The 15515-nt window shown below is 68.0% G+C and carries 15 protein-coding genes; 5 read left to right on the top strand and 10 right to left on the bottom strand.

All coding sequences use genetic code 11. The features are described 5' to 3' along the window. Positions 1–8: 8 nt before the first annotated feature. The 6 genes from OG452_RS25485 to OG452_RS25460 form a co-directional block, all read right to left on the bottom strand. Complete coding sequence (locus tag OG452_RS25485; protein ID WP_327297896.1) at positions 9–746, bottom strand: TerD family protein; 738 nt, start codon at positions 744–746, stop codon at positions 9–11. A 156-nt stretch (positions 747–902) separates the two neighbouring features. Then, positions 903–2045, bottom strand: a complete 1143-nt coding sequence (locus tag OG452_RS25480; RefSeq protein ID WP_327297895.1) for a DUF475 domain-containing protein — start codon at positions 2043–2045, stop codon at positions 903–905. A 150-nt stretch (positions 2046–2195) separates the two neighbouring features. Then, positions 2196–2771: a TerD family protein gene (locus tag OG452_RS25475; protein WP_266857441.1), complete on the bottom strand. Its 576-nt coding sequence runs from the start codon at positions 2769–2771 to the stop codon at positions 2196–2198. A 106-nt stretch (positions 2772–2877) separates the two neighbouring features. After that, on the bottom strand, positions 2878–3453 hold the full coding sequence (locus OG452_RS25470) for a TerD family protein (protein ID WP_327297894.1): 576 nt from the start codon (positions 3451–3453) through the stop codon (positions 2878–2880). A 123-nt stretch (positions 3454–3576) separates the two neighbouring features. Further along, entirely contained in the window at positions 3577–4035 is a 459-nt protein-coding gene (locus OG452_RS25465) for a peroxiredoxin (RefSeq protein ID WP_266857437.1), read from the bottom strand. A 299-nt stretch (positions 4036–4334) separates the two neighbouring features. Then, complete coding sequence (locus OG452_RS25460) at positions 4335–4775, bottom strand: DUF3052 domain-containing protein (protein WP_164260513.1); 441 nt, start codon at positions 4773–4775, stop codon at positions 4335–4337. A gap of 433 nt (positions 4776–5208) precedes the next feature. Here OG452_RS25460 and aceE point away from each other — a divergent pair, with 433 nt between their 5' ends. Continuing rightward, entirely contained in the window at positions 5209–7956 is a 2748-nt protein-coding gene (gene aceE / locus OG452_RS25455; RefSeq protein ID WP_327297893.1) for a pyruvate dehydrogenase (acetyl-transferring), homodimeric type, read from the top strand. A 103-nt stretch (positions 7957–8059) separates the two neighbouring features. On the opposite strand, the gene OG452_RS25450 is transcribed toward aceE, so the two are convergent. Both OG452_RS25450 and OG452_RS25445 read right to left on the bottom strand, forming a co-directional pair. Further along, positions 8060–8524 (bottom strand): peptidase inhibitor family I36 protein, encoded by a 465-nt coding sequence (locus tag OG452_RS25450; protein WP_327297892.1) that lies wholly within the window; start codon positions 8522–8524, stop codon positions 8060–8062. Between the two features lie 162 nt (positions 8525–8686). Beyond that, a complete protein-coding gene (locus OG452_RS25445) occupies positions 8687–10285 on the bottom strand; it encodes an MFS transporter (RefSeq protein WP_327297891.1) in 1599 nt (532 codons plus the stop codon). Positions 10286–10484: 199 nt separating this feature from the next. Between OG452_RS25445 and OG452_RS25440 the strand changes: the two genes are divergently transcribed. From OG452_RS25440 to OG452_RS25430, 3 genes are all read left to right on the top strand, one after another. Next, the gene (locus OG452_RS25440; RefSeq protein ID WP_327299771.1) at positions 10485–11159 is read left to right on the top strand and encodes a TetR/AcrR family transcriptional regulator; all 675 of its coding nucleotides are present in this window, start codon (positions 10485–10487) and stop codon (positions 11157–11159) included. An 85-nt stretch (positions 11160–11244) separates the two neighbouring features. Then, a complete protein-coding gene (locus OG452_RS25435; RefSeq protein ID WP_327297890.1) occupies positions 11245–12432 on the top strand; it encodes an alpha/beta hydrolase in 1188 nt (395 codons plus the stop codon). A gap of 99 nt (positions 12433–12531) precedes the next feature. Continuing rightward, positions 12532–13383, top strand: a complete 852-nt coding sequence (locus OG452_RS25430) for a DUF4429 domain-containing protein (RefSeq protein WP_327297889.1) — start codon at positions 12532–12534, stop codon at positions 13381–13383. A 52-nt stretch (positions 13384–13435) separates the two neighbouring features. Here OG452_RS25430 and OG452_RS25425 read toward each other — a convergent pair whose 3' ends face one another. Continuing rightward, on the bottom strand, positions 13436–14455 hold the full coding sequence (locus OG452_RS25425) for an aldo/keto reductase (protein ID WP_327297888.1): 1020 nt from the start codon (positions 14453–14455) through the stop codon (positions 13436–13438). A gap of 5 nt (positions 14456–14460) precedes the next feature. Then, on the bottom strand, positions 14461–14922 hold the full coding sequence (locus OG452_RS25420) for a MerR family transcriptional regulator (protein WP_327297887.1): 462 nt from the start codon (positions 14920–14922) through the stop codon (positions 14461–14463). A 113-nt stretch (positions 14923–15035) separates the two neighbouring features. Here OG452_RS25420 and OG452_RS25415 point away from each other — a divergent pair, with 113 nt between their 5' ends. After that, positions 15036–15503 (top strand): GNAT family N-acetyltransferase, encoded by a 468-nt coding sequence (locus OG452_RS25415; RefSeq protein WP_327297886.1) that lies wholly within the window; start codon positions 15036–15038, stop codon positions 15501–15503. Positions 15504–15515 lie beyond the last annotated feature (12 nt).

Below are 15515 nucleotides of genomic sequence, written 5' to 3'. Positions count from 1 at the left end.
GGCCGGGCTCAGATCTTGGTCTTGTAGCCCCGGCCCCACTGGAGCCCCCAGCCGTACAGCCGGTCCAGCTCGGCCTGGAAGCCGTAAACGAACTTCACCTCGCGGCGCACCAGCATGTCGCTCTTGACCTTCTCGATGGCGAAGACCGCGCATGAGCGGGCCTGCGGATGGCGCTCGTCCAGCTGGATCTCGATGCGCGGGCCGTTGCTGGGGTAGAGCGTCACTACGGCGTGCGTACGGTCGAAGGCGGGCGTCTGGTCGTAGATGTAGACGAAGACCAGCAGCCGTTTGATCTCGTCGCGGTGGTCGAGGTTGACGTAGAGCGTCTCGCCGGACGGCGACCCGAACCGGTCGTCACCGCTGAGCTGCACATACGGCGCTTCGTTGAGTCCGCCGAGGAAGTTCCCCAGGGGCTGCACCACGCCCTTGGTGCCGTCCTCCAGCTCGTAGAGGCAGCCCAGGTCGAGGTCGACGTTCACGACGCCCTGGGTGTGCGCCTGGACTACGTCGGGCTGGAACATCCGGGACGGATGGCGCAGCAGACTTCCGCGCTTCCGCGAGCTGCCGCCGAAGTCCGACGAGCGCATCCGCCAGGACAGGTTCACTCGCAGGTTTCCGGTGGTCGCGCCCTGTTTGGTCAGCGAGACCACCGGGTGCCGCTTGGTCAGCTCGATCGAGTTGGACGCCGAGCTCCCCGAATCGAAGTGCGGCGGCTTGTCCCGTCGAAGACTGTCCCAGAAGGCCATGTCCCACCCCCAGCTTGCTCGGTGACTCTTTCCCGGTTCTTCCCCGGACTTCTTCCCCCACGCGTACAGGCAGGCGTACGGGCACGCGCACGGGGCGGTCAGGAGGCTTCCGCTTCCTGACCGCCCCGTTCAGAGCGTTCCGCAATCCGGTACGGGTCACACCCCGGACGGCACTTCTGTCCGGTCTCCGGAGCTGTCCCCGCCCTCGGCCGCGATGCGCTTGTTCCTGCGGACCGACGACCAGAAGGACAAGCCGATCAGCACGACTCCGACGAGTCCGGTGATGACCTCGTTGATGTCGTACTGGATGGTGATGAGCAGGATCACCGAGAGCGCGCCGATCGCGTAGTGCGCGCCGTGCTCCAGGTAGACGTAGTCGTCCAGGGTGCCCTGGCGGACCAGGTAGACGGTGAGCGACCTGACGTACATGGCGCCGATGCCGAGGCCGAGCGTCATCAGCACGATGTCGTTGGTGATGGCGAAGGCGCCGATGACCCCGTCGAACGAGAAGGAGGCGTCGAGGACTTCCAGGTAGAGGAACATGAAGAACGCGGCCTTGCCGGCCATCATGACCGCGGGCACCGCCGAGCCGGACTTCCTGGCCTCCTCCTCGGCCTCCTGTTCACGCTCCTCGTCCTCTTCCAGCCGGTTCTCGAAGTACCCGGAGAGCCCGCCCACCACGAGGTAGGCGATGAGCCCGGCGATACCGGAGACGAGGACCGTCTGCGCCTTGTCCGCGTGCACGCCGCCGTGCTGGTGGGCGTGGGTGGCGACAGTGAAGGAGGAGATCAGCAGCACGGCGAGCGCGATGCAGACCGACAGCATGTCGACCTTGCCGAGCTTGGCCAGCGGGCGCTCGATCCAGCGCAGCCACTGGATGTCGCGGTCCTCGAAGATGAAGTCGAGGAAGATCATCATCAGGAACATGCCACCGAAGGCCGCGATCGACGGGTGGGCGTCGGTGACCAGCTGCTGGTAGTGGTCCTTCTCGTTGATGGCCAGCTTCACCGCCTCGACCGGATTGATCTTGGCGCTGATGGCGACGATCACGACGGGGAAGACCAGTCGCATACCGAAGACGGCGATGAGCACACCGACCGTGAGGAAGATCTTCTGCCAGAAGGCATTCATCTTCTTCAGGATTCCGGCGTTGATCACCGCGTTGTCGAAGGACAGCGAGATCTCCAGGACGCCCAGGATCGCCACAATGCCCACGGCGGTCCATCCGTCGTAGATCACCGCCACGGCAAGACCGACCACGGTGATCACGAATGACCACCCGAAGGTTTTCAGAAGCACTGGCTACCCCATCGTGTGTGTACGGGTTCCCCCGCGCCGTGCGCGGTCCAGGTGGTGTCCCAGCCCTGCATTCTCCCGGAGCACGAACCCTGGGTCCCCCGCACGGAAGCCGGGAGATCTCCCGGACTTGAACCACGCCGGAAGAATGCTTTAGGAAACATTGACCCCGAAGTCTAGAGCGATGCCCCGAAGTCCCGACGCGTACCCCTGCCCCACGGCACGGAACTTCCATTCGCCGCCGTACCGGTAGAGCTCGCCGAAGATCATCGCGGTCTCCGTCGAGGCGTCCTCGCTCAGGTCGTACCGCGCCAGCTCCTGGCCGTCGGCCTGGTTCACCACGCGGATGAAGGCGTTGGCGACCTGACCGAAGGTCTGGCCGCGGCTGTCCGCCTCGTGGATCGAGACGGGGAAGACGATCTTGTCGCAGTGGGCGGGCACCTTGGAGAGGTCGACGATGATCGACTCGTCGTCGCCCTCACCCTCGCCGGTGAGGTTGTCACCGGTGTGCTCCACCGAGCCGTCCGGGCTGGTCAGCTGGTTGTAGAAGATGAAGTACTCATCGCCGAGCACCCGGCCCGACTGGCACAGCAGCGCGCTGGCGTCGAGGTCGAAATCCGCTCCGGTGGTGGAGCGTGCGTCCCAGCCGAGCCCGACCAGTACTTGCGTGAGGTTGGGTGCGGCCTTCGAGAGGGAGACATTGCCGCCCTTGGCGAGCGTTACGCCCATGATCGCTGATCCTCCCCGAGGTGTGAACGGTTGACTAGCACGTCCGGCGCCGCACTGAGGTGCGGCGCCGGACGGAGTGAATCCTGCTCAGACGGTGACGCCAGACTCAGACGTTGACGCCGAAGTCCTGCGCGATACCGCGCAGCCCGGAGGCGTACCCCTGGCCGATGGCGCGGAACTTCCACTCAGCGCCGTTGCGGTAGAGCTCGCCGAAGACCATGGCGGTCTCCGTCGACGCATCCTCACTGAGGTCGTACCGCGCCAGCTCGGAGTTGTCCGCCTCGTTCACCACGCGGATATACGCGTTGCGGACCTGGCCGAAGCTCTGCTGGCGGCTCTCGGCCTCGTAGATCGAGACCGGGAACACGATCTTCGCGACATCGGCGGGCACGCCGGCGAGGTTCACCTTGATGACCTCGTCGTCGCCCTCGCCCTCACCGGTGAGGTTGTCACCGGTGTGCTCGACCGAGCCGTCGGGGCTCTTGAGGTTGTTGAAGAAAACGAAGTTCGAGTCGTTGGCGACCTTGCCCTCTTCATTCGTCAGCAGCGCGCTGGCGTCGAGGTCGAAGTCACCACCTGTGGTGGTGCGTGCATCCCATCCGAGACCGACGACGACCGCCGTCAGATTGGGTGCGGCCTTGGTCAGCGAGACGTTGCCGCCCTTGCTGAGGCTGACTCCCACGAGTCCTCCCAATTGGTTTCGAGGGGCCGAGGAGGGCCCTTGCCCCCGTTTTACGTGGCATCGGATCAACGAACCGATCCTAGTGACCGGTTCCCGGACACGGCAGGCAGTTGACCGGCCGGGTCAGAGGGTGTCGAGCGCCTTGGCGTACTCGTTCAGGTCACGAGCGTCCGGCAGACCGTTCACGACGGTCCAGCGGACGACGCCCTCCTTGTCGATGATGAAGGTCCCGCGCACCGCGCACCCCTTCTCCTCGTCGAAAACGCCGTACGCCCGCGAGGCCTCGCCGTGCGGCCAGAAGTCCGAGAGCAGCGGGTATTCGAGGCCCTCCTGCTCGGCGAAGACGCGCAGCGTGTGGATGGAGTCGTTGGAGACGGCGAGCAGCTGCACGTCGTCGTTGACGAACTTCGGCAGCTCGTCGCGGAGGGCGCAGAGCTCGCCGGTGCACACGCCGGTGAAAGCGAAGGGGTAGAAGAGCAGCACCACGTTCTTCTCGCCGCGGAAGTCCGAGAGGCGGACCGTCCGGCCGTGGTTGTCCTTCAGCTCGAAATCCGGGGCCTCGGTGCCGACCTCGATCGCCATGAAAACGCTTCCCTTCGGTGGGGCCATTCGAATGATGCCCACCACCCTATGGCCTCGCCACCGGCCACAGCGGGGGGCGGGCAGCGCCTTCGCCGGGCCAGCCGGACCACCGGACCACCCGGACCACCCGGAACCGGACGCCCGGACCAGCCGGAACCGGACGCCCGGACCACCCGGAACCGGACGCCCGGACCAGCCGGAGCCGGACTCCGGGACCAGCCGGAGCCGGACCACCCCGAACAAGGGGAAGCCCCCGCCGGCAGGATGGCCGGCGGGGGCTTCTCGGGGCTTGTGGCGACTCAGCGCTTGCCGGACCTTGCCACCTTCGGTGTGACGAGACGGCTCCCCGTCCAGTCCTTGCCGGCATTGATGCTCTTGGTCTGGGCCAGACCGGCTGTCTGAGATGCCTCGTTGATATCGCTCGGCTCGACGTAACCGTCACGGCCGGTCTTGGGGGTCAGCAGCCAGACCGCGCCGCCGTCGTCGACCAGACCGATCGCGTCCACCAGCGCGTCCGTAAGGTCGCCGTCCTCGTCGCGGAACCACAACACGACAGCGTCAGCCACGTCGTCGTAGTCCTCGTCGACGAGTTCCTGGCCGATGACGCTCTCAATACCCTCACGGAGTTCCTGCTCGACGTCGTCGTCGTAGCCGATCTCCTGGACCACTTGTCCGGGCTCGAACCCCAGGCGTGCTGCCTGATTGGTCCGCTCCTCCGCGTGGTCCGCGGTCGCGCTCACGGTTTGCCTCCTGATCGTTTTTGGAAATGCACCAGCCACGCGCGTGCGCGGGGCGTTGGCCGTAGTCCACACGGGCGGGACCGATCGCGCAAGTACCCAGCGGTCGAGACAGTCGAAACGGTGACGTTTCCTGGCACCTCATCCCAACCTCAGGCAGATCCTGACGCTCTCTGGTGATCCATCCCACACTGTTCATCCCTGTTTGCGGGGTTCTACGGCATCGGATACGTCAATTGTGCCCCGGATCCCTTTGGGAATGTCTGAGCGGGTCGGGCGTAAGGTTGCGATTTCGCCGGACCCAGCAGCGGCCTCCGGACGGGATGTCTCACCGAGTGACGTTACCCCTCGGTAGAGATGACGTCAGCGTCCTGGCGGTACACGATGGTGGCGGCGTACGCCCCGATACCGCACCACCGAACAGCGAAGGAACAGCGTGGTTTCCGGATCCGATCGCAACCCGATCATCATTGGCGGCCTTCCGAGCCAGGTCCCGGACTTCGATCCTGAAGAGACCCAGGAATGGCTCGCCTCCCTCGATGCCGCCGTCGACGAGCGCGGCCGTGAGCGTGCGCGTTATCTGATGCTCCGCCTCATCGAGCGCGCGCGTGAGAAGCGCGTGGCCGTGCCCGAGATGCGCAGCACGGACTACGTGAACACGATCGCCACCAAGGACGAACCGTTTTTCCCGGGCAACGAGGAGATCGAGCGCAAGGTCCTGAACGCCACCCGCTGGAACGCGGCCGTGATGGTCTCGCGCGCCCAGCGCCCCGGCATCGGGGTCGGCGGCCACATCGCCACCTTCGCCTCCTCCGCCTCGCTGTACGACGTGGGCTTCAACCACTTCTTCCGCGGTAAGGACGACGGCCTCGGCGGCGACCAGGTCTTCTTCCAGGGGCACGCGTCCCCGGGTATCTACGCCCGCGCCTTCCTGCTCGACCGGCTCTCCGAGCAGCAGCTCGACGGGTTCCGCCAGGAGAAGTCGAAGGCCCCCTACGGGCTGTCCAGCTATCCGCACCCGCGGCTGATGCCGGACTTCTGGGAGTTCCCGACCGTCTCGATGGGCCTCGGCCCGCTCGGCGCGATCTACCAGGCGCGGATGAACCGCTACATGGAGGCGCGCGGGATCGCGGACACCTCCAAGTCGCATGTCTGGGCCTACCTCGGCGACGGCGAGATGGACGAGCCCGAGTCGCTCGGCCAGCTCTCCATCGCCGCCCGTGAGGGCCTGGACAACCTGACCTTCGTCGTCAACTGCAACCTCCAGCGCCTCGACGGCCCGGTACGCGGCAACGGCAAGATCATCCAGGAGCTGGAGTCGCAGTTCCGCGGCGCCGGCTGGAACGTCATCAAGCTGGTCTGGGACCGGAGCTGGGACCCGCTGCTGGCCCAGGACCGCGACGGCACCCTGGTCAACAAGATGAACACCACGCCGGACGGACAGTTCCAGACGTACGCCACCGAGAGCGGTGCTTACATCCGTGAACACTTCTTCGGCACCGACCAGCGGCTGCGCAAGATGGTCGAGGACATGTCCGACGAGCAGATCCTGCACCTCGGGCGCGGCGGGCACGACCACCGGAAGGTCTTCGCGGCCTACACGGCGGCCAAGGAGCACAAGGGCCAGCCGACGGTGATCCTCGCCCAGACCATCAAGGGCTGGACGCTGGGCCCGAACTTCGAGGGCCGCAACGCGACCCACCAGATGAAGAAGCTGACCGCGGACGACCTCAAGCGCTTCCGGGACCGGCTGCACCTGCCGATCGCGGACAAGGACCTGGAGGACGGCAACCCGCCGTACTACCACCCGGGCCGGGACTCCGAAGAGATCCAGTACATGCACGACCACCGCAAGTCCTGCGGCGGTTACGTACCGACCAGGGTGGTCCGCGCCAAGCCGCTGCCGCTGCCTGCCGACAAGACGTACGCCATCGCGAAGAAGGGCTCGGGCCAGCAGTCGATCGCCACCACCATGGCGTTCGTCCGCGTCCTGAAGGACCTCATGCGGGACAAGGAGATCGGCAAGCGCTTCGTGCTGATCGCCCCCGACGAGTACCGCACCTTCGGTATGGACGCGTTCTTTCCGAGCGCGAAGATCTACAACCCGCTCGGCCAGCAGTACGAGTCGGTGGACCGCGAACTGCTGCTCGCGTACAAGGAGTCGCCTACCGGGCAGATGCTGCACGACGGCATCTCGGAGGCCGGCTGCACGGCGTCGCTGATCGCGGCCGGTTCGGCGTACGCCACGCACGGCGAGCCGATGATCCCGGTCTACGTCTTCTACTCGATGTTCGGGTTCCAGCGCACCGGCGACCAGTTCTGGCAGATGGGCGACCAGCTGGCGCGTGGTTTCGTGCTCGGCGCGACCGCCGGGCGGACCACGCTGACGGGTGAGGGCCTCCAGCACGCGGACGGCCACTCGCAGCTGCTCGCCTCGACCAACCCGGCCTGTGTCGCCTACGACCCGGCGTTCGGTTTCGAGATCGCGTACATCGTCCAGGACGGTCTGCGCCGGATGTACGGCGAGACGGCGGACGGCAGGCCGGGCGAGGACGTCTTCTACTACCTCACCGTCTACAACGAGCCGATCCAGCATCCGGCGGAGCCCGCCGATGTCGACGTCGAGGGCATCCTCCAGGGCATCCACCGCTTCAAGCCGGGCGAGCGGGGCCAGATCCCGGCGCAGATCATGGCGTCGGGCGTGGCCGTCCCGTGGGCCGTCGAGGCCCAGCAGATCCTCGCCGACGAGTGGGACGTGAAGGCCGACGTCTGGTCCGCGACCTCCTGGAACGAGCTGCGTCGCGAGGCCGTGGAGGTGGAACGGCACAATCTGCTCCACCCCGAGGAGGAGCAGCGCGTCCCGTACGTGACGCGGAAGCTCTCGGACTCCGAAGGCCCCTTCGTGGCCGTATCGGACTGGATGCGCTCGGTGCCGGACCAGATCGCACGCTGGGTGCCGGGGCCCTACCAGTCGCTGGGCGCGGACGGTTTCGGCTTCGCGGACACCCGGGGCGCGGCGCGCCGCTTCTTCCACATCGACGCGCAGTCGATCGTCGTCTCGGTCCTGACCGAGCTGTCCAAGCAGGGCAAGGTGGACCGCTCGACCCTGAAGCAGGCCATCGACCGCTACCAGCTCCTGGACGTGTCGTCGGCCGACCCGGGCGCGGCGGGCGGCGACGCGTAGGCGTCACTGAGCACGCACGAGGGCGGCGGGACCACGGCGGTCCCGCCGCCCTTGCGTGTGTCCGCTGGGGTGCGCGTCCGGTGGGGTGCGCGTTCGGTGGGGCTCAGCTCTCCCAGATCTTGAACGCCCGCACCTGGTACGGGGAGTGCGGCAGCCAGGTGCCGCCGCCCGGGTACGTCTCGAACTCGCCGGTCTCCGCGCACTCGGCGGACTGGTACGTGGTGACCGGGCGCCCTGTGCGGTTGGCGACGGACTGGGCGGTGGTACCCGCGGGAAGCGGCGTACAGCTGTCGATGCCGGTGCCGGAGAGGTCGTAGGTGCGGCGGGCGCCCTTGAAGGCGTCCTTCTCCCAGAGGCAGAGCTCGCCGGTCGCGCACTCCCCCATCCGGGGCTGCGAGGCGGCCAGCGCGGTGTGCGGGGCGAGCGCCTGGGGCGCGGCGAGCACGGTGGTCGTGACGATCCCGGCCGTGACGGTCGTGAGGGTCGTACGGAGCAGCGCCTTACGGATGCCGGCCGAAGGCGCCGTGCGCTGCGTCGGAGCGGTGGTCCCGGTGAGTGCGGTGTTCATGGTGGTCCCCCGTGTGGTGCGTCGTACGGATATCTGGGACCGCAGCCTGGCCCATGATCACGTACCTCCGGAAGGGCGCGCCGCCCGCACCACCCTGATAGGCGACAGCCCCGCCGGAGAGGTCCGGCGGGGCTGTCCTGGCGTGGAGTTGACGCCGGATCGTCAGATGTGGGCAGCGCCCGCGGCAGCCTCCGGGTTGTCACCGCGCTTGGTGAGCAGGGCCACGAAGACGGCCACGACCGCGACGCCGGTGGCGACCAGGCAGGCCAGGCCCATGCCGGACATGAACGTGTCGTGCGCGACACCGGTGATCTTCGCGGCGAGTCCGGCCGGCGCGTGCGGCGGCACCGGGGCCATGCCGACCTGGACGGCCTGCGACGCCTGGTCCAGCTGACCGGGCCCGAACGGAGGAAGTTTGGCATCCGCCCACTTGACCGGCAGGGCGCTGTCGACCTTGGAGGCCATGACCGCACCGAGCACCGCCGTACCGAGGCTGCCGCCGATCTGCATGGCGGCCTGCTGGAGACCACCGGCGACACCGGAGAGCTCCATCGGGGCGTTGCCGACGATGACCTCGGTGGCGCCGACCATGACCGGGGCGAGCCCCAGGCCGAGCAGCGCGAACCAGATCGACATGTTGACGCTGCCGGTGTCGGTCCCCAGCGTGGACATGCCGTACATCGCGACCGCGGTGCAGACCATGCCGCCGGCCAGCGGGATACGCGGGCCGAGCTTGGTGATCACCGCGCCCGCGAGCGGGGAGGCGACGATCATCATGCCGGTGAGCGGCAGCAGATGGAGACCGGCGTCGACCGGGCTCATACCGTGCACGTTCTGGAGATAGAAGGTGACGAAGAAGAGTCCGCCCATGAAGGCGATGGCCATGAGCACCATAAGCACCACACCCGCGGAGAGCGGCACCGAGCGGAAGAGCGCCATCGGGATGAGCGGCTCCCTGACCTTCGTCTCCCAGTACGCGAAGGCCGCGAAACAGACCAGCGAGACCGCCAGGAAGATCCAGACCTTGCCGTCGCCCCAGCCCCACGCCGGGGCCTTGATGAGCGCCCAGACCAGACAGAACATGGCCGCCGACAGCAGCAGGATGCCCATGATGTCGAAGGACTTCGGGGCGTTCTCGGCCCGGTGGTCCTTGAGGATCACCACACCCACGACGAGCGCGATCACACCGACCGGCACATTGATGAAGAAGACCGACTGCCAGCTGACGTGCTGGACGAGCAGGCCGCCGATGATCGGGCCGCCCGCGGTGGAGGCGCCGATGACCATGCCCCAGAGGCCGATGGCCATGTTGAGCTTCTCGGCGGGGAAGGTGGCGCGCAGCAGGCCGAGCGCGGCGGGCATCAGCAGCGCACCGAACAGCCCCTGGAGGACCCGGAAGGTCACGACCAGGCTGACGCTGTTGGAGAAGCCGATGGCGCCGGACGCGGCGGCGAAGCCGACCACGCCGATGAGGAAGGTCTGGCGGTGGCCGAAGCGGTCACCGAGCTTGCCCGCGGTGATCAGCGCCACCGCGAGGGCGAGGAAGTAGCCATTGGTGATCCACTGGATCTGGGCGAAGGTGGCCCCGAGATCCTTCTGGATGGCCGGGTTGGCGATCGCGACGATCGTGCCGTCGAGCGCGACCATCATCACGCCGATGGCCACGGAGAAGAGCGTCAGCCAAGGGTGGCCGCGGAGCCCCTTGACCGGCGGCGCCGCAATATCCTGCGGCGCCGGGTCGACAGTGGTCTGACTAGTCATACGAGTCAGATTAGTGTCAGTCGCTGACAGTTGACAAACCAATTCACAAGTCGGTAGCTGTCACGTAGCTCACAGGTAACCTGGGGACGACAAAGCACCCGAAACCGGAAGCAGTTCGGAGCCGGAGCCGGATCACACACCGCGCTCCACACGTCCCCACGCCACATCCCCCACGCCGAAAGAGGACCAGAACGTGACGATGGAGCAGACCGAGCCGTCGACGCCGGACGCGCCGACCGGACTGCGGGAGCGCAAGAAACAGCGCACCCGCGAGGCCCTGCTGCGCGTCGCACTCGAACTCTTCACGACGAAGGGGTACGAGCAGACGACCATCGACGAGATCGCCGACGCCGTCGAGGTCTCCCAGCGCACCTTCTTCCGGTACTTCGCCAGCAAGGAGGAGGCCGCGTTCGCGGTGCACGATCTGGTGGAGTCGCAGTTCTTCACCGCGCTGGAGGCCCGCCCGCCGGAGGAGACCCCGTTCGAGGCGATGCGCAACGCGGTGCTCGCCTCCTGGGACGGCATCAGTCTGACCATCGAGGACCTGGTCCCCGTCGACCTGTACATGCGGACCTGTCAGATCATCGAGTCCTCCCCGGCCCTGCTCGCGATCCATCTGCGCCGCTCGGCCGAGCTGGAGGACCGGATCGCCCAGCTGATCGCCGCACGCGAGGGGCTCGACGTGGACACCGATCCGCGGCCACGCGTGGCCGTCGCCGCGTTCGACGGCGTGATGCGGACCACCGGCCGGATCTGGGGCAAGGGCCAGGACCTGAGCATCGCCTCCATGCGGGCGGTCACCCTGGCCCACCTCGACCTGATCGGGCCTGCGCTGGCAGGGAACTGGCGTACGACAGACGCACACGGAATGTAGTCATTCGGATACATTCCCGCTACGAAACGTGATGTCCCTCACGGTCTTCGTAAGCACGCTCCCCCGTCTCCTAGGGTGGCGGGCAGTGACTTCCTTCGACTCCTCCCCCACTCTCACCGTCTGGCGCACTCTGCTCGCGCTCGCGGTGGTGTTCGTCATGCTGGCCACCACCGGCTGGACCGCCGTGCACCACCAGAGAACCGCCGGACCCCGCCAAACCGCGCTGGCCGCCTGGGGCAGAGGCTCCATCGCTGGTCACCATCTCCCCTCGCCCAACGCGTCGCCGCACCGGCTGGCGCGTTTCTTCGCCGAGCTCACCGCAGCCGAGCGTGACCGGCTCGCCGATGACTATCCACTGGTGGTCGGCAATCTCAACGGCGCCCCGGTGACCCTGCGTTATCAGGCCAACCGGCGCGCGCTGGAACAGGCCGCCGGGCAGGAACGCGAACGGCTGACCGACCCCACGCTGAACAAGCTCGGCCACCTGGACGCGCGCCAGACCTACGACCGCTACAACGCGCTGGCGCGGCCCGGCCTGCAGATCCTCGCCTTCGACCCGACCGGCACCGGCCGGGTCGCGCAGGTGATGGGCGATCTGCAGCAGGCCCGGCACATCTCCATCGTGGTGCCCGGAGTCGACACCAATCTGCTGACCTTCCAGAAGACCCAGCGGGCCTACTACACCGCGCCGGTCGGCATGGCGACGTCCCTGTACAGCGCCGAGCGCTCCGCGGCCCCCAAGTCGCGCACCGCCGTCATCGCCTGGGCCGACTACACCTCGCCCGTCGGTATCGGCGTGGACGCCGCGATCGGCAGGCTCGCCGCCGAGGGTTCGCTCCGGCTGCACGCGCTCGTCGACGCGCTGCCGGGCAAGGCACCCGTCGCGCTGTTCTGCCACAGCTACGGCTCGGTGCTCTGCGGCGTCGCCGCCCGCGACCTCCCGTCACGGGTCAGCGACATCGCGGTCGCGGGAAGCCCCGGGATGCGCGTGGAGAACGCCGCCCAGCTGGACACGGACGCCCGGGTGTGGGCGATGCGGGACAGCAGCGACTGGATCCAGGACGTCCCGCATCTGGACGTCGGCGGCCTCGGCCACGGCGCCGACCCGGTCTCACCGAAGTTCGGCGCCCGCGTCGTATCGGCGGGTGCGGCGCAGGGCCACACCGGCTATTTCACGCCTGGTACCGAGAGTCTGCACAACTTCGCGGCGGTCGGCACCGGCGAGTTCGATTCGGTGACATGTGCGAACGGTGGGAACGCCTGTCACAGCTGATTTTGCGGTGACTCAGGAGGTTCACGCGCGTAGATGCCCGTGCATCAGGTCCACCGCAGAGGGGCGACGCGCGGGCGCACGCCGCCTACGATGTGGCACATGGGTGATGTGCTGGCCGGAATTCAAGCCACCTGGGAGTTCGCGACCGACTCCGTGCTCATCCGCTTCGAACGGGGGATTCGCACGCCGAAGCTCTTCCAGGCGCTGCGTCAACGGCGTATCCCCCACGAGGCGCTGGAGTCGGTGTCGGTGACCGAGGGCAGACGGGGGACGGTGGTGCTGCGCGCGGCGCCGCGCGCGGGCGCCGACCCGCTGATAGAGGCGGCCTCGGGACAGCTGAAGGAGGGGTGCGATCCGTACCGGCTGGTCCTTCCGGCCGCGCAGCGGACGCTCGCGGAGTACTACGCGGACGAGCTGACGGCGCGGCTGGTGCCGGAGGCGGCGGAGCCGGCCGAGCGGTTCCTGGTGGCGGCGCCCGAGGCGCCGCTCCACTTCAAGGCGTACGACGGCAAGGCGTCCTTCGACGGGTCGCGGGTCTCGTTCCGGTGGTCGTGGACGGGTGCGTCGTCGGCCAAGTGGAAGTGCGGCGACCAGAACTTCCCGGTGGCCGAACTGACCGGTGTGGACTGGCGCTCCCCCGAGGCGTACGACGGCTATCTGCGGGTGCTGCGGCAGGGCGAGCCGGATGCGGCGCAGGCGGACCAGGACCCCACGGCGGTCGTCTTCGGGCTCGGTTACGGACCGGTGCACGAGTCGCTGCCCTTCGCCGCGGCCGTCCTGGGGGCGGCCCGCCACTCCAGGCCGGTGCCGGTGCCCGCCATCGCCACCGGCCGGCGCGACCCGGCGGACATCGCCGAGCGGATACGGCACCTGGGCGAGCTGCACTCGTCCGGGCTGGTCACCGACGACGAGTTCAGCGCGAAGAAGGCCGAACTGCTGGCGGAGCTGTAACGGCGGCCAACGGGACGTACGGCCGCCGCTACGGAGCCGGCCAGGGCTGCGGCTACTCGCGGGCCGTCGAAGTCGACGACATGTCCGGATAGCGGTCGCCCTTGACCTGGCCCGCGATCGGCTCAAGCAGCACCAGCTCCTCCGCGGTCAACTTCAGCCGCGTGGCGCCGGTGTTCTCCAGCAGGCGGGAACGCTTGCGGGTGCCGGGGATCGGCACGACCGCCGAAAGCCCGTGCACCTCGGCCCGCTGCTGCACCCAGGCGAGGGCCACCTGCGCGGCCGTCGCGCCGTGCGCCGCCGCGATCTTGTGCACGGGTTCGAGAAGCGCCGCGTTCGCCTTGGCGTTGTCGCCGGTGAAGCGGGGCTGGAACTTCCGGAAGTCGCTGCCTCCGAGGTCCTTGGTCGCGTCCGCGAAGGCGCCGGTGAGGAAGCCCCGGCCGAGCGGGGAGTACGGCACGATCCCCACCCCGAGCTCAGCGGCTGCACCGGTCAGGCTCCGCTCCACGTCCCGGCTGAACAGCGACCACTCGGACTGCACGGCGGTGATCGGGTGCACGGAGTGCGCCTCGCGCAGTTCGGCACCTGTCACCTCGCTCAGCCCCAGGTACTTGACCTTGCCCGCGGCCACCAGCTCGCCCATCGCGCCGACGGACTCGGCCAGCGGCACATCGGGGTTGCGGCGGTGCATGTAGTAGAGGTCGATGACATCGACGTTCAGCCGCCGCAGGCTCGCTTCGACGGCCTGCCTGATGTACGGGGCGTCGTTGCGCACCCTCCGGTAGTGCTCGTCGTCGGGGCGCCGCTCGATGGAGAACTTGGTGGCCAGCGTGATGTCGTCGCGGTGCGTGGCGACGAACGGCGCCAGGAAGCTCTCGTTGGCGCCCAGTCCGTAGATATCGGCCGTGTCGATCAGCGTGACACCGGCCTCGACGGTGGCCTCCAGGGTGTCCCTGGCCGCCACCTCGTCGGTGGCCCCGTAGAACTCGCTGATGCCCATGGCGCCGAAGCCCTGTACGCCGACCTCGGGTCCGTCCTCGCCGAGCCGCACCCTGTCGATCTTTTCGATGCTCATCAGGTTCAGAACCTCTCCGACGCCCGCCGGGCGTCCGCGTAAGAGTCGATCTTGAAGTCGAGTACGGAGAGCGTGTCCTGGAGCTCCGCGATCCGCAGCCGCACATCTCTGCGGGTCTGTTCCAGGAGCTCCCGCCGTTCCTCGAAGGTGTCCACGCCCTCGCGTACGAGTTCGGCGTAGCGGACCATCTTGGCCACCGGCATCCCGGTCAGCCGCAGCTTGCCGACGAGGGCGAGCCAGTCCAGGTCGCGGTTGGAGAAGCGGCGCTGGCCGGTGTGCGACCGGTCGACATGCGGCATCAGCCCGATCCTCTCGTACCAGCGCAGGGTGTGCGCGGTGAGACCGGTGAACGCGACGACCTGGCTGATCGTGTACTGGTCCTGCCCGTCGGGCAGCCTGCCCGTGGTGGGCGGTCCCGCGCAGAGGTCCACGGTCTCCGGCGCGGGCACGGTCTCGGTCACAGTCATGCGGTCCCAGCTCCTTCATCCTCGCGACAGCACCAACGCTAGATCCTTGGAGCGCACTCCAAGCAAGTGAAATCGAGCGGAACTTCACAGACGGCTCCCGTAGCCTCCCGGGCATGAGCACCGCCCGCCGCGCGAACCCCGATGACGCCGTCGAACTCGTACGCCTGCGCAAGCTGATGCAGGACTCCATGTCCGGGGAACCGCACCCGGACATCAGCTGGCAGCCCACCGCGGTCGAGACGCTCCGCAGGAAGCTCAGCGACCCGGAAGCCGATCTCACCGCGTTCGTCGTCGATCGGCCGGACGGCGGTCTCGCGGCCTGCGTGGTCGGCACGGTCGAGTACCGGCTCGGCGGCCCCGGTAACCCGCACGGCACGAGCGGTTACGTCTTCAGCGTCGCGACCGATCCGGACATGCGCCGCCGAGGGTACTCGCGCGCCTGTATGGAGGCGCTGCTCGGCTGGTTCCGGGAGCGCGATGTGGCCAGGGTCGACCTGCGCGCCTCAGCCGACGGCGAGCCTCTCTACGCCTCCCTCGGTTTTGTCAGGACCCCCGATCCGGCGATGCGCCTGACGCTGTAGTCAGCGTCTTTC

It is taken from the genome of Streptomyces sp. NBC_01197 (assembly GCF_036010505.1).
Taxonomy (GTDB): domain Bacteria; phylum Actinomycetota; class Actinomycetes; order Streptomycetales; family Streptomycetaceae; genus Streptomyces.
Note: the sequence above shows the minus strand (reverse complement) of the source record. Positions and strands in the feature narration are given on the sequence as shown.

Coding starts and splice junctions, on each gene's coding strand:
- OG452_RS25450 (WP_327297892.1), bottom strand. CDS start 8,524: ATGAACACCGCACTCACCGGGACCACCGCTCCGACGCAGCGCACGGCG.
- OG452_RS25420 (WP_327297887.1), bottom strand. CDS start 14,922: ATGACTGTGACCGAGACCGTGCCCGCGCCGGAGACCGTGGACCTCTGC.
- OG452_RS25440 (WP_327299771.1), top strand. CDS start 10,485: ATGGAGCAGACCGAGCCGTCGACGCCGGACGCGCCGACCGGACTGCGG.
- OG452_RS25465 (WP_266857437.1), bottom strand. CDS start 4,035: ATGGCGATCGAGGTCGGCACCGAGGCCCCGGATTTCGAGCTGAAGGAC.
- OG452_RS25485 (WP_327297896.1), bottom strand. CDS start 746: ATGGCCTTCTGGGACAGTCTTCGACGGGACAAGCCGCCGCACTTCGAT.
- OG452_RS25445 (WP_327297891.1), bottom strand. CDS start 10,285: ATGACTAGTCAGACCACTGTCGACCCGGCGCCGCAGGATATTGCGGCG.
- OG452_RS25430 (WP_327297889.1), top strand. CDS start 12,532: ATGGGTGATGTGCTGGCCGGAATTCAAGCCACCTGGGAGTTCGCGACC.
- OG452_RS25425 (WP_327297888.1), bottom strand. CDS start 14,455: ATGAGCATCGAAAAGATCGACAGGGTGCGGCTCGGCGAGGACGGACCC.
- OG452_RS25475 (WP_266857441.1), bottom strand. CDS start 2,771: ATGGGCGTAACGCTCGCCAAGGGCGGCAATGTCTCCCTCTCGAAGGCC.
- OG452_RS25415 (WP_327297886.1), top strand. CDS start 15,036: ATGAGCACCGCCCGCCGCGCGAACCCCGATGACGCCGTCGAACTCGTA.